This is a genomic window from Streptomyces sp. NBC_01775, from assembly GCF_035917675.1.
Taxonomy (GTDB): domain Bacteria; phylum Actinomycetota; class Actinomycetes; order Streptomycetales; family Streptomycetaceae; genus Streptomyces.
Genome location: NZ_CP109104.1, coordinates 85,038 through 108,392 on the forward strand (window position 1 = coordinate 85,038; position 23,355 = coordinate 108,392).

Annotated in this window: 22 protein-coding genes and 1 pseudogene; 9 read left to right on the forward strand and 14 right to left on the reverse strand. The window is 69.3% G+C overall.

Annotated features, from left to right (window positions below):
- Positions 1–211 precede the first annotated feature (211 nt).
- On the forward strand, positions 212–1,192 hold the full coding sequence (locus OHB04_RS00455; RefSeq protein WP_326806490.1) for a formylglycine-generating enzyme family protein: 981 nt from the start codon (positions 212–214) through the stop codon (positions 1,190–1,192).
- Positions 1,193–2,292: 1,100 nt separating this feature from the next.
- On the opposite strand, the gene OHB04_RS00460 is transcribed toward OHB04_RS00455, so the two are convergent.
- Complete coding sequence (locus OHB04_RS00460; protein ID WP_442814764.1) at positions 2,293–2,748, reverse strand: transposase; 456 nt, start codon at positions 2,746–2,748, stop codon at positions 2,293–2,295.
- A gap of 220 nt (positions 2,749–2,968) precedes the next feature.
- On the opposite strand from OHB04_RS00460, the gene OHB04_RS00465 reads away from it, so the two are divergent.
- Both OHB04_RS00465 and OHB04_RS00470 read left to right on the forward strand, forming a co-directional pair.
- Positions 2,969–3,286: a hypothetical protein gene (locus tag OHB04_RS00465; RefSeq protein WP_326806491.1), complete on the forward strand. Its 318-nt coding sequence runs from the start codon at positions 2,969–2,971 to the stop codon at positions 3,284–3,286.
- A complete protein-coding gene (locus OHB04_RS00470; RefSeq protein WP_326809374.1) occupies positions 3,273–4,382 on the forward strand; it encodes an NAD(P)/FAD-dependent oxidoreductase in 1,110 nt (369 codons plus the stop codon). The genes OHB04_RS00465 and OHB04_RS00470 overlap by 14 nt, the downstream gene beginning before the upstream one ends.
- A 189-nt stretch (positions 4,383–4,571) precedes the next feature.
- Here OHB04_RS00470 and OHB04_RS00475 read toward each other — a convergent pair whose 3' ends face one another.
- Positions 4,572–4,751 carry a hypothetical protein gene (locus OHB04_RS00475; RefSeq protein WP_326685750.1) on the reverse strand — a complete coding sequence of 60 codons (180 nt, stop codon included), beginning with the start codon at positions 4,749–4,751 and terminating at the stop codon, positions 4,572–4,574.
- Between the two features lie 152 nt (positions 4,752–4,903).
- On the opposite strand from OHB04_RS00475, the gene OHB04_RS00480 reads away from it, so the two are divergent.
- Positions 4,904–5,197, forward strand: coding sequence for a hypothetical protein (locus tag OHB04_RS00480; RefSeq protein WP_326685751.1), 294 nt, complete (start codon positions 4,904–4,906; stop codon positions 5,195–5,197).
- Between the two features lie 245 nt (positions 5,198–5,442).
- Here OHB04_RS00480 and OHB04_RS00485 read toward each other — a convergent pair whose 3' ends face one another.
- Together OHB04_RS00485 and OHB04_RS00490 are read right to left on the reverse strand one after the other, a co-directional pair.
- A complete protein-coding gene (locus OHB04_RS00485) occupies positions 5,443–5,730 on the reverse strand; it encodes a hypothetical protein (RefSeq protein WP_326685752.1) in 288 nt (95 codons plus the stop codon).
- Positions 5,727–6,014 carry a hypothetical protein gene (locus tag OHB04_RS00490; RefSeq protein ID WP_326685753.1) on the reverse strand — a complete coding sequence of 96 codons (288 nt, stop codon included), beginning with the start codon at positions 6,012–6,014 and terminating at the stop codon, positions 5,727–5,729. Before OHB04_RS00490 ends, OHB04_RS00485 begins: the two co-directional genes overlap by 4 nt.
- Before the next feature lie 1,536 nt (positions 6,015–7,550).
- Here OHB04_RS00490 and OHB04_RS00495 point away from each other — a divergent pair.
- Positions 7,551–7,724, forward strand: a pseudogene (locus OHB04_RS00495) (IS5 family transposase); the annotation flags it as partial.
- Between the two features lie 329 nt (positions 7,725–8,053).
- Positions 8,054–10,321 (forward strand): arylsulfatase, encoded by a 2,268-nt coding sequence (locus tag OHB04_RS00500; RefSeq protein ID WP_326806493.1) that lies wholly within the window; start codon positions 8,054–8,056, stop codon positions 10,319–10,321.
- A 111-nt stretch (positions 10,322–10,432) separates the two neighbouring features.
- On the opposite strand, the gene OHB04_RS00505 is transcribed toward OHB04_RS00500, so the two are convergent.
- From OHB04_RS00505 to OHB04_RS00540, 8 genes are read right to left on the reverse strand one after another with little or no spacing between them, the layout of a single operon-like run.
- Positions 10,433–11,227, reverse strand: a complete 795-nt coding sequence (locus OHB04_RS00505) for an SDR family NAD(P)-dependent oxidoreductase (RefSeq protein ID WP_326809375.1) — start codon at positions 11,225–11,227, stop codon at positions 10,433–10,435.
- 5 nt (positions 11,228–11,232) lie between these two features.
- The gene (locus OHB04_RS00510; protein ID WP_326806494.1) at positions 11,233–12,726 is read right to left on the reverse strand and encodes an aldehyde dehydrogenase family protein; all 1,494 of its coding nucleotides are present in this window, start codon (positions 12,724–12,726) and stop codon (positions 11,233–11,235) included.
- Positions 12,723–13,616: an ATP-binding cassette domain-containing protein gene (locus OHB04_RS00515; protein ID WP_326685758.1), complete on the reverse strand. Its 894-nt coding sequence runs from the start codon at positions 13,614–13,616 to the stop codon at positions 12,723–12,725. Before OHB04_RS00515 ends, OHB04_RS00510 begins: the two co-directional genes overlap by 4 nt.
- Positions 13,609–14,676, reverse strand: coding sequence for an ABC transporter ATP-binding protein (locus OHB04_RS00520; protein ID WP_326806495.1), 1,068 nt, complete (start codon positions 14,674–14,676; stop codon positions 13,609–13,611). The genes OHB04_RS00515 and OHB04_RS00520 overlap by 8 nt, the downstream gene beginning before the upstream one ends.
- On the reverse strand, positions 14,673–15,551 hold the full coding sequence (locus tag OHB04_RS00525) for an ABC transporter permease (RefSeq protein WP_326685760.1): 879 nt from the start codon (positions 15,549–15,551) through the stop codon (positions 14,673–14,675). Before OHB04_RS00525 ends, OHB04_RS00520 begins: the two co-directional genes overlap by 4 nt.
- On the reverse strand, positions 15,548–16,498 hold the full coding sequence (locus OHB04_RS00530) for an ABC transporter permease (protein WP_326685761.1): 951 nt from the start codon (positions 16,496–16,498) through the stop codon (positions 15,548–15,550). Before OHB04_RS00530 ends, OHB04_RS00525 begins: the two co-directional genes overlap by 4 nt.
- A gap of 16 nt (positions 16,499–16,514) precedes the next feature.
- Entirely contained in the window at positions 16,515–18,041 is a 1,527-nt protein-coding gene (locus OHB04_RS00535; RefSeq protein ID WP_326685762.1) for an ABC transporter substrate-binding protein, read from the reverse strand.
- Positions 18,042–18,055: 14 nt separating this feature from the next.
- Complete coding sequence (locus OHB04_RS00540) at positions 18,056–19,129, reverse strand: isocitrate/isopropylmalate dehydrogenase family protein (RefSeq protein ID WP_326806496.1); 1,074 nt, start codon at positions 19,127–19,129, stop codon at positions 18,056–18,058.
- A 146-nt stretch (positions 19,130–19,275) separates the two neighbouring features.
- Between OHB04_RS00540 and OHB04_RS00545 the strand changes: the two genes are divergently transcribed.
- The 3 genes from OHB04_RS00545 (at position 19,276) to OHB04_RS00555 (ending at position 22,262) form a co-directional block, all read left to right on the forward strand.
- Positions 19,276–20,736: an amidase gene (locus OHB04_RS00545; RefSeq protein WP_326685764.1), complete on the forward strand. Its 1,461-nt coding sequence runs from the start codon at positions 19,276–19,278 to the stop codon at positions 20,734–20,736.
- Entirely contained in the window at positions 20,733–21,500 is a 768-nt protein-coding gene (locus tag OHB04_RS00550; RefSeq protein WP_326685765.1) for a FadR/GntR family transcriptional regulator, read from the forward strand. The genes OHB04_RS00545 and OHB04_RS00550 overlap by 4 nt, the downstream gene beginning before the upstream one ends.
- Positions 21,501–21,686: 186 nt before the next feature.
- A complete protein-coding gene (locus tag OHB04_RS00555) occupies positions 21,687–22,262 on the forward strand; it encodes a hypothetical protein (protein ID WP_326806497.1) in 576 nt (191 codons plus the stop codon).
- A gap of 205 nt (positions 22,263–22,467) precedes the next feature.
- On the opposite strand, the gene OHB04_RS00560 is transcribed toward OHB04_RS00555, so the two are convergent.
- A complete protein-coding gene (locus OHB04_RS00560; protein ID WP_326685767.1) occupies positions 22,468–22,635 on the reverse strand; it encodes a hypothetical protein in 168 nt (55 codons plus the stop codon).
- A 75-nt stretch (positions 22,636–22,710) separates the two neighbouring features.
- Positions 22,711–23,172, reverse strand: coding sequence for an Lrp/AsnC family transcriptional regulator (locus OHB04_RS00565; RefSeq protein ID WP_326685768.1), 462 nt, complete (start codon positions 23,170–23,172; stop codon positions 22,711–22,713).
- Positions 23,173–23,355: the final 183 nt, after the last annotated feature.

Here is a 23,355-nt window from a genome sequence, read left to right on the forward strand (position 1 = left end):
CGCGGTCACCTCGTGCGACGACGGGGTCAGCTGGCGTGCCCGACCACGAACTCGTCCGCGGCCTGATCCTCCGGCTTCACCAGGCGCTCGACGTCCCGGTGAACCTTCGAGCCGCCGTTGCAGTGCCACCCTTGTAAGGCCGTGGACGGACGAAATTCGCCTGGTCGGTCGGGCGAGGAACAGCAGCGAACAGCGACCTCTCGGAGGAGCAATGTCAGGCGCGTGTTGCGCCCCCGCGCCAGGGGGCGACCGGGAGATCCCCGAGCCGTCCACCGTGCGGCTCCGGGCCTCGGACCGGGACCGGGAGCAGGGGCTGCGCTCCATGCTGCGCATTCCCGGAGGGACGTTCTCGATGGGAGGCGAGGACGCCGACGCGTTTCCCGAGGACGGCGAAGGCCCTGTGCGGGCGGTGGGGCTGTCGCCGTTCCTCATCGACGCGACCACCGTCACCAACAGGCAGTTCGCGACGTTCGTACGCAGCAGCGGTTACCGGACCGATGCCGAGCGCTACGGCTGGTCCTTTGTGTTCTACGCACTCGTCCACCCTGAAGCCCGGCATCTGGTGCGCGACGGCACGGTGGCGCAGGCGCCCTGGTGGCTGGCGGTTGACGGGGCGTGCTGGCGGGCCCCCTACGGGCCGGGGTCGTCATGGACCGATCTGTCGAACCACCCTGTCGTCCACGTCTCCTGGCGCGACGCATCCGCCTACGCCGCGTGGGCGGGCAAGCGCTTGCCCACGGAGGCGGAGTGGGAGATGGCGGCGCGTGGCGGTCTGGAACGCTCCCGCTTCCCCTGGGGGGACGAGCTCCTGCCCCGGGGGCAGCACCGCTGCAACATCTGGCAAGGGGAGTTCCCGCAGGTCAATACGGGCGAGGACGGGCATTTGGGAACCGCGCCGGTCAAGACCTACCGGGCCAACAACTTCGGCCTGTACAACACATCGGGCAATGTGTGGGAGTGGTGCTCAGACTGGTGGAGCGCCACATGGCACGCGGCCGACCGCCCGGAGACCCGCCAGGACCCGGCCGGGCCTCCCGCCGGGGAGGCGAAGGTGATCCGCGGCGGCTCCTACCTGTGCCATGCCTCGTACTGCAACCGCTACCGCGTCGCCGCGCGCACATCCAACACTCCCGACAGCAGCACCGGGCACATGGGGTTCCGCTGCGCGGCGGATCCGCCCCGGGCCCACTAGCTGTGCGGGTCGAGGTGGCCCTTCACCGCGGCGGGGTACGGGAGGGCCACGCGGACCTCAGCGCGGCTGCGACGGTGCGCTATCCGACGCCGCGCTTGCACTGCGGGGAACGGTTCGGCACACCAGCGCGTGCGTCGCGCCGGATCGCTGCAAACAGTTCGACTCTGCTCCGGTCCATGATTCATCCGGCTGCGGGCCGCGCCTTCGTCGCCGCTGGTTCGCGGGTGGCAGTCGAGTGGTCGATGTTGGGCAGCGACGCTCGTCAGCCCGTTGCCTGGGTCACTGGGCGTACTCAGGTGCCCCGGCGAAGTCTTCGCCCGGTTCGCTCGCCCCTCGGCGACGGTGACTGTCGTGGCGAGCAGCGCCAGAACGGCAGCGGGAACCCGACCACGCACCCCACGGCCGGGCACTGCGGGCCGAACTCACCCAGGACGGTCAAACGACACTGCGCAACGCCAGCGTCGCGGTCCGCGCCGCCGAAAAGCAGCTGTTCTCGCCCTGTCCCATGAGCGGCAGCGCCGGCTACGAGAGGACCTCGCCACCTGCGTGACCCCTTCCATCACTGACTAACCCGCACCACCCGGTCCAGCCCGCGCCAACCAGTGCCACGTCATCACACTTCCGGTGCCGAGACTGACCGGCACGCCCCAGCCCGGAACTCCCCCGGTGTCGAAACCGACCGACATTCGGCGCTGGTGACGGTTGGTCTTGCGCTCGCAGGTCGGGCTGGCGCCCGCGCGACCACGCCGCGCGAGGCGACCGGCGGTCGCGCCCTACGCCTTCAGCCCCACGAGTCCCCACCCCCGCCGGGCGGCTTCGGAAAGGACGCGGCCCCAGTCGTCCATAAGGTCGCTGAACTCGTCGAAGTCTGCGACCCGGTCCTGGGGAGCTGACGTAGCCGCGGACGCTTGCGTATCCGCGTGGACAGCCCTGTTCCTTGATCTCCTCCCACAGTTTCCAGGCGTTGGTGCAGCCTTCTCGCCAGCGCTGATCGAGGTATGGCTTGTAGTCGTCGAGCCTGGTCGCACGGCTTTGCCACCGACCGGTGAACATCTCCTCCGGAGTCGTGGCACGGGAGAAGCGCAGGATGGTGCTGAGGGTCATGCCGAGCTGCCGGGCGACGGACCGCTTGCTGTGACCGGCGGCGAGGAGAGCGTGGATGGTGGCGTGCTTGGCGCGGTGCGTTCGCGAACCGGTGCCCTGTCGGCCAGGGCGATAACGCGGTCGGCTCCGCTTCCTCCGGCTGTGCCTGCGCGGGGCGCAAGCAGCCGCGGTGTCGGTAGACGCATTTCTCGGCGGCTTCGCCCAGGTTGTGCCAGAGATGCCATCGGTCGGCGACCTGGAGGGCCTGTAGGGCGCCGGGTGGCGCCCTCGGCGAAGAAGGTGGCTCGGTCGCGGCAGATGATCTCGATGCTGGGTCGCTCGACGAGCCAGGCCGCCAGCGTGTCGGCCTCCCGATCGGGAAGGAGGTCGATCGGACGTCGTGTTTCGACGTCGACGAGCATGGTTCCGTAGATGCGGCCCTTGCGCTGGGCGTATTCATCCACGCCGACCACGCGGGGTCCGGAAGCAAGGCGATCAGCCTCAGCAGGGTGTTCCTGCTGACCGGGACCTGGAAGGCATCCGTCATGCGGGCGCCTGCCCGGCCTGCGAGCGCGAGGCCGACCGGAGACCCGGGACGACGCCTACGGCTACCACCCGGACGAGGACGCCGAGTAGGCCCGAGGGTTCCGCACGTTCCTGCACGGGCGGCCGTGGACGCACGCCGAGGGGCCGGTGGCGCTGTTCAACCAGACGGTGGGCCGGCTGCCTCGGCACCGGGTGCTGCTGCCGGGCGTGAGCGTGCTGGCCGGCAGTGTCCGAGGCATTGATCGCGCACCCCGACACACTGCGCGCCGGCTGCTCGCACGGTACGAGGCCCTCGCCCAGGACACCGGCACCGATCCGCAAGCCCGCCAGGTCCAGACCTCGCCTGACATCAACGCTCAGCGCACGCTCGTCACCGAACGGGGCGAATGGCATGCTGGAAGCGGGAGTTGGCCCGCGGCCCGGGAAGGGGGCGTTCGTGAGCGCCGGGTGTGTGCAGCGGTCTGAACGTGTTGCTGTCATCGGAGTGGGCATTCTCGGAGCCAGCGTGGGATGGAACCTGTCGCGGCACGGGGCCGAGGTGGTCTTCATCGATGCGGGCCGGCCAGGCGAAGGAGTCACCAACTGGTCTTTCTCGTGGGTCAACGCCAGCAACAAGACCGAGCGCAGGTCCTACTTCGACCTGAACGTTGCGAGCATGGCGGCTCACCGTGAGCTTGCGGAGACCATCGGACCAGGCTCTTGGTGGCATCCCAGCGGCCACCTGCGCTGGGCTGATGATCCCGCAGCGGAGGCGAAGCTCCTGGAAACGGCCGAGCTGCTGGCTGGCTGGCACTACAGGGTCGAGGTGTGCACCGGGGCCGAGGTGCGCCGTCGTCTCGAACCTGCTCTCAGGGTGCCCGGCAAGACCTCGGTCCTGTTCTACCCCGACGAAGCATGGGTGCACGGACGGCATCTCGTCGGCCGCCTGGTCGGCCGAGCCGTTGAGTCCGGCGCCGAACACCGTTCCGGGACCGCGGTCTGCGACGTCGGCATCGGCTCCGATGGGAGCATCCGGACAGTGACTCTCTCGGACGGGAGCTGTCTCAACGTCGACGTCGTCGTGAACGCAGCAGGACCCAGCGCCTCCCAGGTCGCCGGGCTCATCGCACGGCACTTGCCGATGCGCCGAGAACCCGGCGTCGTCACCCGGATCGGCGGTGCTCAGGTCCCGGTTCACCGAGCCATGCACGCGCCCCACATCGAGATCCGTCCTGACGGAGATGCGTCAGTGGTCCTCCACAGCCGCGAGATCGACGCACTCATCGACACAGGTGAAGATCCAGCGGAACTCGCACGGCTGCTCCACGAATCGGCGCGGCACGTCGTTCCGGAACTCGGCAACTCCCGCATCGCACAGACACAGGTGGCCTACCGGCCCATCCCGGCCGACGGATTCCCCTCGGTGGGAGCGGTGCCTTCTGTGCCTGGCTACTACGAGGCTGTTTCCCACAGCGGCATCACGCTCGGGCCGGTGATCGGCAGGCTGCTTGCTTCAGAGATCCTCAGCGGGAAGAGGGACGAGATGCTTGCGGACTTCCGCCCGGAGCGTTTCCCCCCGTGACAGCGTGCGGAGACGCCGGTACCGAACACACAGATGCGTCTCCGGCGCCCGAATCAGGCTCGCGACCAGTGCCTCCGCTGATACCTCGGAACGTACGAACCGGGGCGACGTCCTCGAAATGTGCTGTCACCCAGCCCCGCAGGCGGCACCGGTGGCGGTATCCAGACCTGACGTGGGCCAGTACGTCGTTCATCTCGGAGCTGTCGGGCGAGGGAAAGGCTTGCCGTTGTGCGGCGGCTTCAGGCTCAAGATGGTGCCGTAGCCGCGCTGGGAGGCGCTCAGCAGGGCGTCGATGGCCCGATGCTGCTGTGCGCCGAGGTCCTTCTGGGCGTGAACGGGGACGAAGCCGCGCAGCCAGCTGGCGTCCACACCTTCGAGTTCGGTAAAGCCGATGCCGGTTGGATCAGCACACCTATAGGCGGCTTCCGCGGGCAGGTGGTTCTCGGGCGAGGGCCGCCGCTTGCGAGGTACGCTCCTGCGGCCATGCTCACCACGCGGTCCGCGAACGAGGTGCTCCGCACATGTCTTTGCTGTACGGCGCAAGCGCTGCGAGCACCGAAGTCTTTCTTACGCGCCTGCGCGGCTGGGTCCTCGGGTGGGTGCCCGGCGCCTGGGCGCTGGTGTGGTTCCTGACCGTGGAGGAGGGTTGGCACCCGAGCTTCCTGCCGCTGTGCGTACTGCCGCCCGCTGCGGCGTACCTGGGCGTTCGTGCCCACCGCGAGATCCGTGCCGGTCTCGCCTGGACTGCGGGCGCCCTGGCCCTGGCGTCCCTCGGGCTGAGCGGGGCGATCGAGCTGCTGTCGAGGGCCTTCTGAGCTGAAACGGATGGTCACGCGGGGTCGCTGCCATAGAGCCCCGCGCCACCGCCGGCAGCCGACCGGCCGGCCCACTGCTCCAAGAAGCCGGGCAAGGGCGTGGCCGATGAGCCGCGGGTGAACGACGAAGCTCCCCCGCGGGGCGCTTTGATACCGCCGCCCAGCTCTTCAACAGGGGACGCTGTGGGGCACAGCGGCTTCCGGCAGCGCGCTGCGGGACGCCGCCCGGGGATCCTTGAGCGAGGTCAGCCGAACCAGACGAGGACCGGTATGCGGATCTCACGGGCCTCGGGCACGACCTGGTATTCGAAGAGCACGGGCTCGCCGTCGACCTGAAGGCTGTAGCGCATGCCAAGGTCATCCATGGGATCGCCCGGCGGCTTCCGGCCGGCGTCGACAGCCGCGCCCGCCTCCAGTGCCAGGGCCCGTAGGAAGTTCACCGTCTTCCGTGCCAGATCCGGGGGCCAGTCACGGATGTCGGTCGCCGGGACCTTCTCGGTGTAGACGCTCCAGCCTCGCCGGGCTTCGCTCACCGGCCCGCCTCATCAAGCTGGGCGGCCAAGTCGTCGACGGCGACCAGGTGCTGCCCGGCGGAGGCATTGGCGCGGCTGGCCGAGGCGGCCGGAGCGCGGTTGAGCATCGCCGTCTTCCACCAGCGCCGCATCACACCGGGGACCATGCTCGCCTCGGCGGCCAGGACTTCGGCGTAGAAGCGGGCCCGCTCCGCGCCGGAGAGAGCATCTCCGATGGCGTTGATGGTGTGCGGAATGGCGGGGACGGGCCCCGGCCCGGCGGGGTGTTCGGGTTGGGCGCTCACCGGTACTCCTTCGGACGGATGCTACGAGTGTCCTATACGACGCTCCCCTCCGTCTCCGTCTCCGGCTCGGCAACGGCCGAGGGAGGCGAATGCCTCCACAGCGCCACGTCAACGACCGTCGCCCCGCGCGTGACCGAGTCGTGCAAGCGTCCCGCCTCGGCGAGCTTTCCGGCGACCTCATCCCCACCGTTGTCGAACCAGAACCGCCGCGGCGCTCGGCGAGCAGCCGCCCTTCCTGCACCAAGCGGGCATCCCAGTCGTCATCGGCCAGGGGGCCGCACCGTGAGCCGGAGGGCGGCACCTCGCCGGCGAACGGCTCCAAGGGATTGCCCCCGCCGAACCGAGTGAGCGCCTGGGCGTGCCGGCAATCGTCCGGGGCCGCCTTCGCCGCCGCCCGTCAGGGCACCGGCCGGCCGCCGGCCGACCCCGTGCGGCGCCTCGACGGTCGGCACGTCACCGACGTATCGGCGCCGGTGCGCGCGCTGGGCGAGGCGGTCGCGGGACCCGGCGGCCATTACCACCAGTGCCGGGGCACGTTGCGCGGCTGCCGGTGCGGCGGGGAGTGGCCCCCCGCACCGTTCACGCCGGCCTGGCATGACGCCGAGGTGGCCCGGCGCGCGCTCGCCTCGGTGAGCGTGGACACCGCGGGCGAGACACCGTACGTCGACATGCGAGCCCGGACCAGGCCCGGCGAGGCGCTCGACTGGGACACCCAGCCGAGCGCCTCGCCATGTTGCTGGAGAACGAGCCCAACACCCCCTGTGCTGCACTTGGTTGGACCCACCATGGGACGGCGGGGGCGCGGCAGGGGGCCGTCTCGGGCAGCTGTGTCGCCGAGCCCTCGTGCCCAGTCCGGATTCAGGACACAGTGTGCCAGCCGCCCAGATAGATGGACGCGTTTCCATTCCGTTGGATGAGCCTCACCTGGGTGACGGTCTCTCCAGCCGGAGCCGTACCCTTGCCACAGCCGGAGGAAGACCCGTTGGTGTCCTTGACTGTCCCGCTCTTACCGTCGGATCGCTTGTACGCCGCCCAGAATCCCAGCCCGTCCGCCTCTTCGTCGCACACGGTCAGCGTTCGGTGATTGCTGCTGATACAGGCGGTCCCACAGTTCTGCACACTACCGACGCCGCAGCCCGCCAGCCCCATGACTGCTCATGAGCCAGGGCAGCACTCCCGCCCCGTGCTGCCGCGGCCTTGGACTCCAGCTCGGACGTGTCGCTGGTCGCGCTCCCTGTGCTGCTGTCGGCGGCGACGGCCACGCCCGAGGTGCCGCCCAGGAGGGCGAGGGAGGCGATGCCGATGAGCTTGCGTGTTGCGGTGATGGCGATGTGGGCCCCCCGTAGTCGTCGTGACGGAGCGGGGTGGACCACACTCCCCGTTGTGAACTGCGGATCGCTTCCCCCGCGCCTGCTTGCTCCTTGAGCGTCTCTGACGCGAGCATGGCCATCCAGGGTTTTCAGCGCCGCTCGAAAAGCCCAGGTCACCAGGGGGAATCGAGTGCCCCGTATCCACTTCACCGATGCCGACCAGCACGTCGGCCCGCTTCTCGGCGTGCTGGTCACCGCCGCCGGCGGGCAGGACTCCGTCGCAGGCCAGACGCTGATCGGGCGGGTCGCCGCCGCGCATCCCACCATCGGCAAGACCTGGGTCGAGGGCGGCTACCGCCAGCACCTCGTCGAGCACGCCCCCACCCTCGCCCTCACCCTCGCCTGATGGATCGGATCGTGGCTGCGGCGGATTGCTGGTGGGAGTCCCTGGTGAGGGCCGGTCGGCGGGCGGACCGGCGCCTGGAGACAGTCGCACGGGCTTGGGACGGCTGTGGTTGACACGGCAACTGGACCGGGCCAAACTCACACCCAGACTACTGGTAGGACCAGTTAACTGGAGCCTTCCTCGGAACCTCCAGGGGTCTGCCGGCCGCGCCAAGCCTTCGGTTCCCTTCGACCGACCGCCGAGCCGCCCAGCAGATGTGATGAGTGCGGACCCCGCTGCCGACGCAGCGCGCGTTCGCATGTCCAAGCAAAGGAGCGTCCTGGATGACCAACGCCTCTCCGCATCCGCCGTCCGCGAGCGGCACTTTCCAAGGCAGGATCGGCACCACCTACGAGGAGTCGACCCCGTGGTGGCCCGATCAGCAGGCGCCTCCCGAGGACACGCCCAATGTCGTGGTCATCGTGCTCGACGACGTCGGCTTCTCCGACCTCGGCTGCTTCGGCTCGGACATCGACACCCCGGCCATGGACGCCCTCGCCGACGGCGGCCTCCGCTACGCGAACTTCCACACCACCACGCTGTGTTCGCCGACCCGCGCCTCCCTGCTGACCGGCCGGAACCATCACTCCGTCGGTATGCGCATGCTGTCCAACTTCGACACCGGCTTCCCCAGCGGCCGGGGACGGATCACCACCGCCGCCGCGACACTGCCCGAGGTGCTGCGCGACAACGGCTTCAACACCATGGCCGTGGGCAAGTGGCACCTGGCGCCGATGGAGCAGACCACCGCGTCCGGGCCGTACACCCAGTGGCCGCTGTCCCGCGGGTTCGAGCGCTACTACGGATTCCTGGAGGCCGAGACGGACAGCTTCTATCCGGAGCTGTTCTACGACAACCACGCCGTGGATCCGCCGAAGACCCCGGAAGAGGGCTACCACCTCAGTGAGGACCTGGTCGACCGGGCGATCGAATTCGTCACGGACCAGACTTCGGTCACTCCGGAAAAGCCCTTCTTCATGTATATGGCGTTCGGTGCGGCGCACGCCCCGCACCAGGCTCCCCAGGAGTATCTGGAGAAGTACCGGGGCCGGTTCGACCACGGCTGGGACGCCGAGCGCGCCACCCGGCACGCGCGCCAGATCGAGCGGGGCATCCTGCCGCCCGGCACCGAACTGGCGCCGCACAACCCCGGGGTCGTTCCCTTCGACGAGCTGTCGGACGACGAGAAGAAGCTGTCCGTACGCCTCCAGGAGGCCTACGCGGCGATGGTCGACCACACCGACCACCACATCGGCCGGTTCATGGAGTTCCTGGAGCGGATCGGACAGCTGGAGAACACCATCACCATCCTGCTCTCGGACAACGGGGCCAGCCAGGAAGGCGGGCAGAAGGGTTCGCTCAATCCCACCGCGTTCCAGAACGGCATTTCCGAGAACTTCGACGAGATGGTCTCGCGGATCGACGAGATCGGCACCACGCGCGCGCATGCCAACTACCCCTGGGGCTGGGCGCAGGCGGGCAACACGCCGTTCAAGCGCTACAAGCAGAACACCCACGAGGGCGGCGTCCGCTGCCCGCTCATCGTGCGGTGGCCACGGGGGCTGCCGCGCACCGGCGAGACCAGGCAGCAGTTCCACCATGTCAACGACATCGCCCCGACCCTTTTCGAACTGCTCGGCGTGCAGGCTCCCGAGGTCTACAACGGCATCCCGCAACTGCCGATCCACGGTGTCAGCATGGCCTACACCTTCGGCTCGCCGACCGCGCCGACGCGCAAGGAAGCCCAGTACTTCGAGATGTTCGGGCACCGCGCGATATGGCACGACGGCTGGAAGGCCGTCGCCTTCCACGAACGCGGAACGTCCTTCGACGCGGACCAGTGGGAGCTCTACCACCACGACACCGACTTCTCGGAATGCGACGACCTGGCGCAGAAGCGGCCCGAGCAACTACAGAAGATGATTTCCCGCTTCTGGGTGGAGGCGGGGAAATACGATGTGCTGCCGCTGGACGACCAGGGATTCGCCCTCCGGGCGAAGATTCCGCGCCCCGGCTCTCCACGCAGGCGCACCACCTTCACCTATTACCCCGGCATGGCCCACCTGCCCGGCGCCGCGGTGCCACCGGTGATGAACCGCGCGCACCGCATCACCGCTTTCGTCGACCGGGCCGCCGCGTCCGACGAGGGCGTCCTGGTGTCCCTGGGCAACATCAGCAGCGGATACGTCCTGTACGTCAAGGACAACCGGCTGGTCTACGAGTACAACTTCCTCGGCACCCGGTACACGGTGACCTCGGCGGAAGAACTCCCGGTCGGCCCGGCGGAGCTGACCTTCGAATTCGTCAAGACCGGTGACATGCGGGGCGTCGGCCACCTGTACGTGTCAGGAAAGCCGGTCGGCAACGAGGCCATTCCGCGGGTCCTCCCCCACTTCCTGGGATGGCAGGGCCTCGACATCGGACGGGACACCCTGTCGCCCTCCTCGTCCAGCTATGACGGCGAATTCGCGTTCACCGGAGGGTTCGAGAAGGTCGTCTTCACGGTCGCCCCCGACGAAGAGGGCGAGGAGCCCTTCGAGCGAATCGACTGACCCGCTCCCGGCACCGACGACGGGCAAGTCGAAGGCCGCCTCCGCCGATGAGCGGAGGCGGCCTTCGCCGTTTTCTCCGGGCCGCGGGGCAAGGGCCCGCCCGGGGTTCGGTCAGCTGGGCGGCGTGTAGCGTCCGTCGATCGCCGTCCAGCCTCCGTCCACGAACAGCTGGCTGCCCGTGACGAAGGACGACGCGTCCGAGGCGAGGTAGACGACGGCGCCGGCCAGCTCGTCGGGCCGGGACCAGCGGCCCAGGGCGCTCTTGCTCGCGTAGGCCTCCGACCACTCCGGCACCGCCCTGATCTGCGCGGTCAGCGGTGTGTCCACGATGCCCGGAGCTATGGCGTTCACCCGCACGCCCGACGGGCCCAGCTCGGCCGCCGCGGTCCGCAGCAGCTGGACGAGGCCCGCCTTCGTGGCCGCGTACACCCCCTGCCCCGGCTCGACGGCCACCGCGCGGATCGAGCTGAAGCCGATGATGCTTCCCCCGCCGCGTTCGGCCATGCCACGGCCGAACGCCCGTACCAGGTCGAAGGACGCGCGCAGGTTGAGCGACACGACCCGCTCGAATTCCTCCGCCGTGTAGTCGAGCAGGCTTTTGCGCACGTTCGTCGCGGCGGTGAAGACGAGCACGTCGACGGGGCCGAGTTCCTCGGCGGCACGTGCGACCGCCTCACCGTCGAGCACGTCGAGGGCGTACGCGGAGAGGCCCGGCCCCATCGACGCCGACTCCTCGGCCGCCGTCAGGTCACGGTCGGCGCACACCACGGTGGCGCCGTGCGCGGCGAGGGCCAGGGCGCATTCGCGGCCGATTCCGCTGCCCGCGCCCACCACGACGGCCTTGCGGCCGTCGAGCCTGAACAGACGGGAGTACGCGTCCACCGCGTTGGTGTGGTCGTTTTGCATGGTCCTCACGGCTTCTTCGTGGTCGGACGGATCACTGCCATACGGGTTACGGTCAGCTCTTCGATGGCGAACCTCGGGCCCTCCCGGCCGGCCCCGGAGTCCTTCACGCCGCCGTACGGCATGACGTCGGAGCGGAAGCCGGGAACCTCGTTGACGACCACTCCGCCCACCTCCAGGCGGTCGAGAGCGGTGAACGCCGTGTCGAGGGCGCTGGTGTAGACGCTCGCGTGCAGCCCGTAGCGCGAGTCGTTGACCAGGTCGAAGGCCGTCTCCAGATCGGGGACGGACCGTACCGCGACCACGGGGCCGAAGACCTCCTCGTCCCAGACGGCGAGGGCGCGGTCCACGTCGAGCAGCACCGCGGGCTCGATCGCCCCGTCGGTGACCCTGCCTCCGGCCACCAGCGAAGCGCCCGCTTCCACCGCTTCGTCCAGCCACGCGCACACCCGCTCGGTCGACCGCTTGTCGATGAGCGCCGAGACCCTCGTCGCCGGGTCGCGGGGATCGCCCACGACCACCTGGGGCACTCGCTCCGTCAGGCGGGCCACGAACTCCTCCCGCACGGCGTCCACCACGATGACCCGCTGCACGCTGATGCATGCCTGGCCGGAGGCGTAGTACCCGCCGCGTACCACCGCGTCGGCGGCGGCGTCGAGGTCGGCGTCCTCGGCCACCACCAGGGCGGCGTTGGAGCCGAGTTCGAGCAGCACCTTGGTGGGTGCCGCGTCCCGGGCGATCTGGTGGCCCACGGCGGCGGAGCCGGTGAAGGACACCGCTGCGACCCGGCGGTCGGTGGTCAGCGCGACGCCCACCTCGGGGCCCCCGGTCACCAGCTGCACCGCGGCTTGCGGCGCGCCGCCGGCGCGCAGGGTCTCACGGAGGAGGTGTACCAGCCACAGGGTGGCCAGCGGGGTCTGCGGGGCCGGCTTGGCGATGACCGGGCAGCCGGCGGCCAGCGATGGGGCGATCTTGTGCGCGGCGAGCAGCAGCGGGTAGTTGAAGCCCGAGATGCCCACGACCACGCCGATCGGCTTGCGGGTCCAGAAGCCGAGCAGCCCCTCGCCCGAGGGCAGCAGGTCCAGCGGCACCGTCTCCCCGTGCAGCCGGGCCACTTCCTCGGCCGCCGTCAGCAGGGTCAGCAGGGTGCGGTCCACCTCGACACGGCAGTCGACCAGCGGTTTGCCGGTCTCCAGGACCAGGAGCCGTTCGAAGTCCGCGCGGCGGGAGGTGACCGCCTCGTGCGTCGCGAGCAGCGCCGCTCTGCGGGTGTGCGAGGGGAGCCGGCCGACCTGCTCGCGGACCGCGACGGCCGCGTCCACCGCCTGGTGTGCGAGGGCGGTGTCGCCGACCGGGGCCCGCGCGACGAGCGTCCCGTCGTAGGGGAAGCGGATGTCCTCGGCGGCGGGTGCCTCCACCCAGCTGTCTCCGACGGGCAGCCCCTCGGGAAACTCCGTCGCCACGGGGCCCTGGCCGCCGTCGGGTTCGACATGGGTGCTCACGGTTGGTACTCCCGGTTGAGGTCGGCCGCCGACACTCCGGACAGTGCCTTGCCCAGAGTCGGAACGGCGGTGATCAGTCGGCGTGTGTAGGAATGCTGCGGGTCCTCGTACACCTGTTCCGTGGGCCCGGTCTCCACGATCTGTCCGTCGTGCATGACCGCGACCCGGTCGCACACGTGGCGGACGACGGACAGGTCGTGGGAGACGAAGACCAGCGTGAGGGACAGCTCGTCGACGAGGTCGGCGATGAGGTTGAGCACCTGGGCCCGTACGGACACATCCAGGGCGCTCACCGGCTCGTCGGCCACGATGACCTTCGGACGGGGAGCGAGAGCGCGCGCGATCGAGATGCGCTGCCGCTGGCCGCCGGAGAACTGGTGCGGATACCGGTCAGCGGCCTCGGCCCGCAGGCCGACGGCCTCCAGCAGCTCGGCCACCCGCTCCTTGCGGTTCCCGTGCCCTTGCGCGACGAGCGGCTCGGCCACGATGTCGCCGACGCGCATGCGCGGGTCCAGCGAACTCATCGGGTCCTGGAAGACGAGTTGGAGGCGCTCGCGGACGAAGCGCAGCTGTCTCTCCCGGAGGCCGGTGATCTCCCGGCCGTCGATCGCGACGCTGCCGCTGGTGGGGCGGTCGAGCCCGGCCAGGATCCGCAGCAGGGTCGACTTGCCGCACCCCGACTCGCCCACGATGCCGAACCGCTGCCCCTGGGGGACGGCGAAGCTGACGCCGCGCAGGGCGTGCACCGCCGGGCCGGGGCGGCGCAGCGAGGTACGGGGCCGCTGGTAGTCGCGGGTGACGTCGCGGACGCTGATGGCGTCCACGGGGCCGCCCTCCTTCCCGGGGGCGAGGGGGTCGTCGTCATGTACGGCGGGCGGTTGCTCAGCCACGGCCGGCCTCCTGGTTCGTGGGGGTGCCGGTGCCGGCCGCGCCGCTCTCGGGCACCGGGTGGAAGCAGGCGTAGCCGGAGTCCGGCCCGGTCGGGACCCATTCCGGTCTGGTGGCGCACACCTCGGTGGCGTGCGCGCATCTGTTTCTGAAGACGCATCCGGCGGGGAACTGGCCCGCCGGCGGAACCGACCCGCCGATCGTGGCCAGCCGGCCGCGGTCGTCGACCACGGTCAGGTCCGAGGCGCCGATCAGGCCCTGGGTGTAGCGGTGCCGGGGGCGGGTGAACACCTCCTGGACCGGGCCGGATTCGACCAGCCGCCCGCCGTACATGACCATGACCCGCTCGCAGGCGGTGGCCACCACGGCCAGGTCGTGGGTGATGAAGAGCATGGCCGACTGCCGGTCCTGGACGCCTCGCACGATCAGGTCGAGAACCCGGGCCTGCACCGTGACGTCGAGTGCGGTGGTGGGTTCGTCGCAGACCAGGAGCGCGGGGTCGTTCGCGAGGGCGATGGCCAGCACCACTCGCTGCCGCTGGCCTCCGGAGAACTGGTGGGGGTAGGCGTGCGCGGCGGCTGCGGGATCGGGGAGCCCCACCTGGGCGAGCAGTTCCACGGCTGCGGCCTGGGCGGAAGCGCGGTCGGGCCTGGTCCGGTGGATCAGCAGCACCTCGGCGATCTGCCGCCCGACCCGCATCGTCGGGTTCAGCGCGGTCATGGGCTCCTGGAAGACCATGGCGATCTCCTTGCCCCGGACCCGGGACATCCGCGCCTCGTTTGCGCCCACCAGGTCGTGGTCGACTCCGGCGAGCCGCACCGAGCCCGTGGTCCGGAGCCCTTCGGGGAGCAGGCCCATGACGCTCAGCGCGGTCAGCGACTTGCCCGACCCCGACTCGCCGATCAGGCCGACCCGCTCGCCGGCCCGGATGGTGAAGTCGACGTCTTCGACGAGCTTTCTCTCGCCCACCGCCACGTTGAGATTTCGCACGGCCAGGACGTCCTCGGGCGGGTGAGGGGCGCCCGGTCCGGAGGCCGGTGCCGTGTCAGGTGCCGCGGTCATCGGCGGTCCTCCAGCTTGGGGTCGAAGCGGTCGCGCAGGCCGTCACCGAGCAGGTTGAATCCGAGCACCGCCACCGCGATCGCGATGCCCGGGAACACGGCGAGCCGAGGGGCGATCGACAGCATCTCCTGGCTCTCTTGCAGCATCCGGCCCCAGGACGGTGTGGGGGGCGGGGTTCCGAAGCCCAGGAAGGACAGCGCGGCTTCGGCGAGTACGGCGATGGCGAAGCCGACCGAGGCCTGCACAATAACGAGGCTGCTGACGTTGGGCAGGACGTGCCGCAGGCCGATCGCGAACGGTCCGCGGCCCGCGGCGCGCGCGGCGACGACGTACTCGGTCTTCATGACCTGGAGCGTGCCGCCGCGGATCAGCCGGGCGAAGTTGGGTATGGACGCGATGCCGATGGCGACCATCGCGACCAGCGTGCTGGCGCCGTACACAGCGGCGAACATGATCGCCAACAGGAGCGCCGGGAAGGCGAGAAGCAGGTCGTTGCCGCGCATCAGCAGCTCGCCGAACCAGCCGTGCGCCATTCCGGCGACGATGCCGAGGGGCACTCCGACCAGGGCGGCGACTCCGACCGCCACGAAGCCGACGAACAGCGTGGTGCGCGAGCCCATCAGGATCTGGCTGAACACGTCGCGACCGAACTTGTCCGTGCCCAGCCAGTACTCCAGGGACGGCTTCTCCAGCCGTACCGAGGGGTTCACCAGGGTCGGGTCGTGCGGGGTCCACACGAACGACAGCAGCGCCATGCCGAGCACCACCGCGACGATGAGACCGCCCACCAGCAAGCTGCCCGTCACCGGGCGGCGGCGCCGGCGGGCGTCGGGCACCGGGGACGCGACAGCGGTTTCCGTGTCCGGGGCGCTCATGACGCACCTCCTCTGAGTCGCGGGTCGATCACCAGATAGACCAGGTCCACCAGGAAGTTCACGAGCAGCACCGCCATTGCGATGATCATGACCACGTCCTGCACCACGATGAGGTCCCGGTTGGAGACGCTGTCCAGCAGCAGGCTCCCGAGCCCGGGAATGACGAAAACCCGTTCGATGACGACGGAGCCCACCAGCAGCGTGGCGAGCTGCAACGCCAGGACGGTGACCACGGGCACCGCCGCGTTCCGCAGGCCGTGCCGCAGCAGCGCCCGCGTCGGGCGGAGTCCTTTGGCGCGAGCGGTGCGCAGATAGTCCTCGCGGAGGACGTCGAGCACGGCGCTGCGGACATAGCGGGTGAGCACCGCCCCCTGCACCACTCCGAGGGAAAGCGCGGGCATCACCAGCTGTTTGAGGAACAGAGCCGGATCCTGCACCGGGGGTGTCCAGCCGTTCGCCGGCAGCCACCCGAGCCCCACCGCGAACACGGTGATCAGGAGGATGCCCGCGAGGAACGCGGGGACGGCCACGCCGACTTGGGACACGGCCGAGAGAATGAGCCCGGACGGCCTGCGGTGCCGCACCGCCATCAGCGTGCCCATGGGGACCGCGAGGATGCAGGCGAGCACCATCCCGCTGCCGACGAGCCACAGCGTGACCTGGAGGCGGTCGGCGAGCTGCGGGCCGATCGGCGCGTGTGAGATGTAGGAGTTCCCCGGGTCGAAGGTCACCAGCCCGTGTACCCAGCTGAAGTACTGGACCACGAGCGACCGGTCGAGCCCGAACTGCTGGCGCAATTGCGCCACCGCCGAGTCCGACGCGCTGGTGCCGAGTGCGACGCGGGCCGGATCACCCGGCAGCACCGCCATGAACGCGAACACCAGCACGGAGCTCACGACCAGGCTGGCCAGGAGGATCCCGATCCGCTGCGCTAGACGGACGATCATGAGTTGAGGCCGCCTTTCATGACCGGCCCAGGCCGGTGAGATCCAGTGACTCGGAGACGTAGTTCACGGGCAGGCCGGTGATCTCCTTGTCCGCCACCATCAGGTTCGGCAGCATGAACAGCCAGTCGGCCGCGGCGTCCTTGGACAGCAGCCGGGCAGCCGCCCGCATGGAGGTGACCTGCTCCTGTGGGGTGCCCTCGTCCGCCTTCTTCAGCAGCGCGCGGAATGCGGGGCTGTCGTAGCGGGTGTAGAAGGTCTTGCTCCCGAACACCGTCTGCATGTCGCGGGGCTCCACATGGCCGATGATCGACATGTCGTAGTCGGCGTTCTTGAACACCGTGGTCAGCCAGGCGGCGGGGAATTCCAGCTGATCGAGCTCGACCTTGAACCCGGCCTGTTCGAGCTGGCTCTTGACCACGGTGCCGCACGCGGTGGCATAGGGCAGGGTCGGAATCCGCAGCCGCAGCGTATGGCCGGCCTGGCCGGACTCCTTGAGGAGCTTCTTGGCCTTGTCCCGGTTGTACGGATACTGCTTCGTGAGGTTCTGGTACCACGGGTCGGTCGGCGGGACCATGCTGCCGATGGGCTTGCCCCGGCCTGCCCAGCAGGTGTCCATCAGGGCCTTGTGGTCGATGGCGTGGCGGACCGCCTTGCGGGCCTTCCGGTTCTTCAGCGGGCCCGAGCCGTTGTTGAGGGAGAGGAGCACCTCGGTGTTGGTCGAGCCCTCGATGACCTTGTACTTCGGGTTGTTCTGGAACCGGTACAGGGCATCCGGGGACTGCATCGCGCCGATCACGTTGATGGTGCCCGTGAGCAGCGCGTTGTTCATGGCCGTCGGGTCCTTGAAGTACTTGAGGGTGACCGAGGCGAAGTGCGGTTCGCGCCCCCAGTAGTCAGCACGACGGGCCAGCGTGATCGAGTCGCCGCGGTTCCACTTCTTCACCTCGTACGGGCCGGTGCCCACCGGTTCGGTGGCCAGCTTGTCCGCCCCGGTCCGGCTGAACATCGCGCCGACGCGGGTGGTCATCCGGTAGAGCCAGTCGTTGCTCGGCCTCTTCAGGGTGACCTTGAGTTCGGAGGACGACACCGCCCGCGCCCTGTCGACGACGTTCATCTGGGCCTTCTGCGCCACCTTCCAGTCGGATGCGACGCGTTCGACGGAGAACTTGGCGTCCTTGGCCGTGAACCGTGCGCCGTTGCTGAACTTGGCGTCCTTCACCAGGTGGAACGTGTACGTCTTACGGTCCTTGGACAGGCTCCACGACCTGGCCAGACCGGGTCGTATCTTCCCGGACTGGTCCAGCTTCACCAGGTTCTCGTAGACGTTGTAGAGAAGTGCCTGCGGAATGGCGGCACCTTCGGTCTTGGTGAAGTCGAGGTTGGCCGGCTCGGCGGTGAGACCGATCGCCAGGGCGTCGCCGGCGCGGCTGCCGGTGCTGTTGCCGGCCACCGTGGACCCGGCCGAGCAGGCCGGGAGCAGCAGGCAGGCGAGGGTGACCGCCACCGTCCCGGTGTGCCGCATCAGCGGCTTGCTATGTCTCATTCGTTCCATACGTTCTACCCCTGGCTTTCCATCGCGTGCAGGACGGCGGAGGCCACGTCCGCCGTGGTGGCGTTGCCGCCGAGATCGGCCGTGTGGTGCCTGGCGTCGCGCAAGGTGCCCGCCACCGCGTCCCGGAGGCGGCGAGCCGCGCCGGTGTGTCCGAGGTCGTCGAGCAGCAGCGCGCCGGACAGCATGCACGCGACCGGGTTCGCCACGCCCCTCCCGGCGATGTCGGGTGCGGAGCCGTGGACGGGCTCGTAGATACCCGGCACGTCGGCGCCCGGCAGGACGTTGGCGCTGGGTGCCATGCCCATACCGCCGGCGAGCACCGCGGCGAGATCGGACAGGATGTCGCCGAACAGGTTGCCGGCGAGCAGGACGTCCAGGGACCGCGGAGCCTGGATCATGCGGGCGGCCATGGCGTCGACCAGCACGGTTTCCAGCCGGACGCCGGGGTAGTGCTCGCCGACCTCGCGTACCACCCGGTCCCACAGCGGATAGCCGTAACGCATCGCGTTGGACTTGGTCACCAGGCACAGGTGCCCCGACCGCCGGCCGGCCAGGGCGAAGGCCTGGTGCGCCGCCCGCTCGATGGCGCGACGGGAGTGGACGGCGACCTCGATACCGAGGTCGTGTCCGCTGCCGGCGTGCGCCAACCCGCCGGCGCCGGCGTACTCGCCCTCGGTGTTCTCCCGCACGATCACCAGGTCCACACCGTCGGTGTCGCGCACCTTGGTGGGAACGCCGGGGAACGCGCGCACCGGGCGAAGGTTCACGGCGAGGTCGAGTTGCTGCCGCAGGCCGATGATCAGGCCCCAGACCAGTTCGTGCTCCGGCACATCAGGACGTCCGACAGCGCCGAACAACACGGCGTCCGTCTTCTTGACGAGGTCGGCCGCGTCGGCCGGCATCGCCGCGCCCTGCCGGAGGAACCGCTCGCCTCCCCAGTCGAACGAGGTCACGTCGAGCCGGTGGCCGTCGGCCTCCAGCGCGCTCCGGACCGCGGGCACGGTCGCCTCGACGACCTCGGGGCCGATTCCGTCGCCGGGTATGACGGCGAGCCGCACGACCTTGGTGTCCCGCGTCATGGGCGGCACCTTCCGCTATGACTGGCCTGACCAGTAAGCTCATTTGCCAGGTACCGTGACGACCGAAGCCGTTCTTGTCAAGGGTTCGAATTACTTCAGCTCCCGCTGGGCACCTCCCGGCGGTAGCGGGGAGAAGGAGAGTGCGGGTGCTCACGGAACAGGGTTTGGCCGTTGTGCCGGCCGTCGAGATGGTGGCCGGATTCGCTGACCGCACGCTGTCGCCGGTCGAGGTCCACGACGCGGTCCAGTCGGTGATCGAGGCGCGCGAGAGTGTGCTCAACGCGTTCTGGGTGCGGGACCCGGACGAGTCCCGCAAGGCAGCCCAGGCCAGCGAGGCCCGATGGGCGGCGGGAGAACCGCTCGGGCCCGTCGACGGGGTGCCCGTGACGCTGAAGGAGAACGTCGCCCGCAGGGGCGTTCCCATGCCCTCGGGCAACGCGGGGACCGAGCCGGTCGTCCCCGAGGCGGACGCGCCCATCACCGCGCGGGTCGTCGAATCCGGCGGGGTGATACTCGGGTCGACCGTGATGCCGGACTGGGGCATGCTCTCCTCGGGAGTCTCCAGCCGGCACGGCATCTCACGCAGCCCCTGGAACCCCGCCTGGACCACGGGCGGCTCCAGCTCGGGTGCGGGGGCAGCGGCTGCCGGGGGGTACGGTCCGCTCCACGTCGGCACCGACATCGGAGGATCGATCCGGCTGCCGGGCACCTGGCTGGGCCTCGCCACGCTCAAGCCCAGCTACGGGAGGATCCCGCTGGACGCCCCGTATCTGGGGCGCGCCGCCGGCCCCCTGACCCGCACCGTGGCGGACGCCGCCCTGCTGATGCGTGTCCTGAGCCAGCCGGATTCCCGGGACTGGTCGAGCCTGCCGCCGCAGGACATCGACTGGCCGGCGCTGGACGGCGATGTCCGCGGACTGCGGGTCGGGGTGCACCTGGACGCCGGCTGCGGGGAGCCGTGCGACGCCGAGATCCTCGCCGCGGTGAACCGCGCCGCCGCGGTCTTCGAGGCGGCGGGAGCCGTCGTGGAGCCGGTCGAGCCGTTCATGAGCCAGGATCTCCTGGACGACCTGGATCAGTTCTGGCGGGTGCGGTCCTGGAACGACTTCCGTGAACTGGCGCCCGAGGCCAAGCTGCGCGTCCACCCCCACATCATCCGATGGTGCCAGGGGGGTGCGGACGTGCCGGGCACGAGGGTGCTCCAGTGCTACCAGCAGATCATGCGTATCCAGGCGCAGACCGTGGCGGCCACGGTCCCCTACGATCTGGTGCTCTCGCCGGTAACTCCCGTGGCGGCGTTCCCCGCTGAGCAGCCGATGCCGTTCACGGGGGACGAGAAGACCATGTCCCACATCGGCTTCACCGCGCCGTACAACATGTCGGGGCAGCCTGCCGCGACGGTCAACTGCGGCTTCACGGAGGACCGTCGGCCCATCGGCGTGCAGATCGCGGGCCGCCGTTTCGACGATCTCGGCGTCTTGAGGGCGGCTGCGTGGTACGAACGGAACCGTCCTGCCGAGGCGGTCCCGCGTTGGCCTGACAACGCCGCCGGGGCGACCGCCGGAGAGAAGACGACATGGACCACGCTCGGAGGGAAGAAGCCTTGAGTGACGGGGCACAGTTCCGGCAGGTCGCGCCAGTACGGCTCTACCAGCGCATCGTCGAGCAGATCGAGCAGGCGATCGCGCAAGGTGACCTGAAACCCGGTCAGCGCCTGCCGACCGAAAGAGAGTTGGTGACGCAGTTCGGGGCGAGCCGGCCCACAGTGCGGGAGGCCCTGCGCGTGCTGGAGAGCAACGGCCTCGTCCGCTCGCGCCCGGGTGACCCCAACGGCCCGGAGATTCTCCCGTTCTCGTCGGCCGGCCTGACCAAGGAGATGACCCGGCTCGTCCAGTTCGACAACATGTCGATGGCCGAGTTGATCTCGTTCCGCATGATCCTCGACGGGTCGGCGAGCTTGCTGGCGGCCCGGCTGCGGTCCGAGGAGGAGCTGTCCTCCATGGAACGGACGCTTGCCGTCATGTCGGACGCGATCGAGGCAGGGTATGAGGAGTTCAGCAAGGCGGATGTCGCATTCCATGAGGCGGTGGCCGTGGCCAGCCGCAACTCCCTCATCGAGGTCTGCAATCAGGTGGTCCGGGGAGCTGTCCTCTCACTGATCTCGGACAAGGTCGCCCATGCGCCCAACAGCACGGCGCTCATGCGGGAGTCGCTCCACCACCACCAGGAGGTGTTCGAGGCGGTCCGGGTACGGGACGGCCTTGCGGCAGCACGCATCTCGCGGCGCAAACTCTACGACTACTACGCCGGGTACGTCCCCGAGGACGAACAGGGGCCGCTGCTCGCCCTCGTGGACGACGAAGAGAGCTGAACCTCTCCACCAGGCCCGCCCGCGCGCCGCTGTCGGCGCGCGGGCGGGCCTGTGTCGTGTCGCGTGGCCTCAGCGCCTGTGTCAGACCTTCGTGACGTGAACTGAGGTGGTTTTGCATGCCCTGGCCACAAGGCCGCCGCACATGACGGCGGATGGCTGTCAGTCCCCCTGAGTACGCTTCCGCGTATGGTTCCCAAGAGTTTTTATGACCTGAGGTTCGGCGTGTTGCCCGGAGCTGCCCGGAAGTCCGCACATCACATCTGCGGCAGCCTCCATGAAGCCCAGGCCGCCCTGGACTTCGAACTTGAGGCGTCCATCAACGTGTGGCTTCTCTTTGGCTACAGCAGCGGCGCCGATGTGGCACTGGATGTGTATCAGCAGGGAGAACTGGCCAAGTCGATAGACCCGCACCCGTTCATGACAATCCGAGTCGAGGGCTACCCGGACATCACCTTCCTGGGGCAAGGCAAACCGACCGGTTATGCCGACGGCTCGGACGACCCGGGGAAGGTGAAGATGACGATTGCCGACGGGCTGTCCGAGGGCAAGTACGACGACGCGTTCGAAGTCATCGTTGACTGGGACAGCATCTCCGTTCCGCCGCTCGTCGGAGAGATCGCGGGCTACGAGGACTACGTCCTGCTCGGCGACGGCCCCGTCGACAACCTCGACGAGCTTGCCGGACTGGACGAGGACGAGTTGCTGGACGAGCTGATCGAACGAGGTTACGTCGACTACGGTTCCCACGATTTCGACGCGTAAAGGTGCGGGTTGCGCGGCTGGCGCACCAAGGCCCGTTCGCCTCGCGTGCCGACAGGTCGGGCACGGCCCCGGGCGGACGGTGGGGCGGACGACGATCTCGCTGAGCTTGTTCTTTACGGTCCGACGTCGAACAACGCCCAAACGTGATCGCTCCTACGAGGATTCCGGAGACGTGAACACGGCCTTCGCCTGATCCTGTGCTCCGTCACAGAGGCACTTGATCAGCACGAAGGCCGTGGGGAATGACTCTGCTGCAACCTGGCATCCGGCGGGAGTCGTTCGCGGTGGCGTCACGCTCCAGGATGAGCAGCGTCGCGTCCTCGACGCCGCTGTCCAGGTCCACCTTGGGCCGCCGCCCCATTCCCTTGGCCATGGCCGCAACCCTACTCAGCGTCGGGTCGGACCTCGGCGCGCGCTTTCAAGGCGGCTGGGACCATAAAGAACAAGCTCAGGGCACGGGCGTTCCGCGTTGCCATGAGTCGATGACGATCAGCGTCTTCGTCTGGAGCACACCAACACCCTTACGACGCAGACGATTGACCACTTTTTGCAGGTCCTCGACGTTGTCGACATGCAACCTGACGAGTGCGTCCACGTCTCCGGTGAGCGTCAGCACCTCATCGACCTCCGGCAGGGTCGACGCGAACTCAAGGATGTCGTGGATATCCGTGTCGCCCGTGAAGCGCAGCTCGGTGACCGCCTGAAGGCCCTGACCGAGCTTGGCCTGATCCGTCGTGATCGTGTAGCCGGTGATGACTCCCGACTCCTCGAGGCGGGTGATGCGCCGGCGGACCGGCGCCGGGGAGAGCTGCACCAGGCGTGCGATGTCGCGAACGGTGCGCCGCCCGTCGGCTCGCAACAGCTCCAGGATCTGCAGATCGACCGAGTCGAGATGTACGAGTGCCGACATGCCGTAAGTGTAAGCACCACTTCCCACAACGGTCGCTCTCGACCCGGAGGGACTTCTCAAGAGGAGCGTGCTTCGCCTCCAGTGCGCACTTTTGTTGTGGACGGATCACGCGCTTGGAACGGTGTCCCTCATGTCAGCCGCGACAAAACCAGCAACACGCCTTGCCCCCTCTGAAGCCGTGAA

What these genes read in the sequence shown, in the direction of transcription:
- OHB04_RS00455 (WP_326806490.1), top strand. Translation starts at nt 212, where the DNA reads ATGTCAGGCGCGTGTTGCGCCCCCGCGCCAGGGGGCGACCGGGAGATC.
- OHB04_RS00480 (WP_326685751.1), top strand. Translation starts at nt 4,904, where the DNA reads ATGTCTTTGCTGTACGGCGCAAGCGCTGCGAGCACCGAAGTCTTTCTT.
- OHB04_RS00500 (WP_326806493.1), top strand. Translation starts at nt 8,054, where the DNA reads ATGACCAACGCCTCTCCGCATCCGCCGTCCGCGAGCGGCACTTTCCAA.
- OHB04_RS00505 (WP_326809375.1), bottom strand. Translation starts at nt 11,227, where the DNA reads ATGCAAAACGACCACACCAACGCGGTGGACGCGTACTCCCGTCTGTTC.
- OHB04_RS00520 (WP_326806495.1), bottom strand. Translation starts at nt 14,676, where the DNA reads ATGACCGCGGCACCTGACACGGCACCGGCCTCCGGACCGGGCGCCCCT.
- OHB04_RS00525 (WP_326685760.1), bottom strand. Translation starts at nt 15,551, where the DNA reads ATGAGCGCCCCGGACACGGAAACCGCTGTCGCGTCCCCGGTGCCCGAC.
- OHB04_RS00530 (WP_326685761.1), bottom strand. Translation starts at nt 16,498, where the DNA reads ATGATCGTCCGTCTAGCGCAGCGGATCGGGATCCTCCTGGCCAGCCTG.
- OHB04_RS00535 (WP_326685762.1), bottom strand. Translation starts at nt 18,041, where the DNA reads ATGAGACATAGCAAGCCGCTGATGCGGCACACCGGGACGGTGGCGGTC.
- OHB04_RS00540 (WP_326806496.1), bottom strand. Translation starts at nt 19,129, where the DNA reads ATGACGCGGGACACCAAGGTCGTGCGGCTCGCCGTCATACCCGGCGAC.
- OHB04_RS00555 (WP_326806497.1), top strand. Translation starts at nt 21,687, where the DNA reads ATGGTTCCCAAGAGTTTTTATGACCTGAGGTTCGGCGTGTTGCCCGGA.
- OHB04_RS00560 (WP_326685767.1), bottom strand. Translation starts at nt 22,635, where the DNA reads ATGGCCAAGGGAATGGGGCGGCGGCCCAAGGTGGACCTGGACAGCGGC.
- OHB04_RS00565 (WP_326685768.1), bottom strand. Translation starts at nt 23,172, where the DNA reads ATGTCGGCACTCGTACATCTCGACTCGGTCGATCTGCAGATCCTGGAG.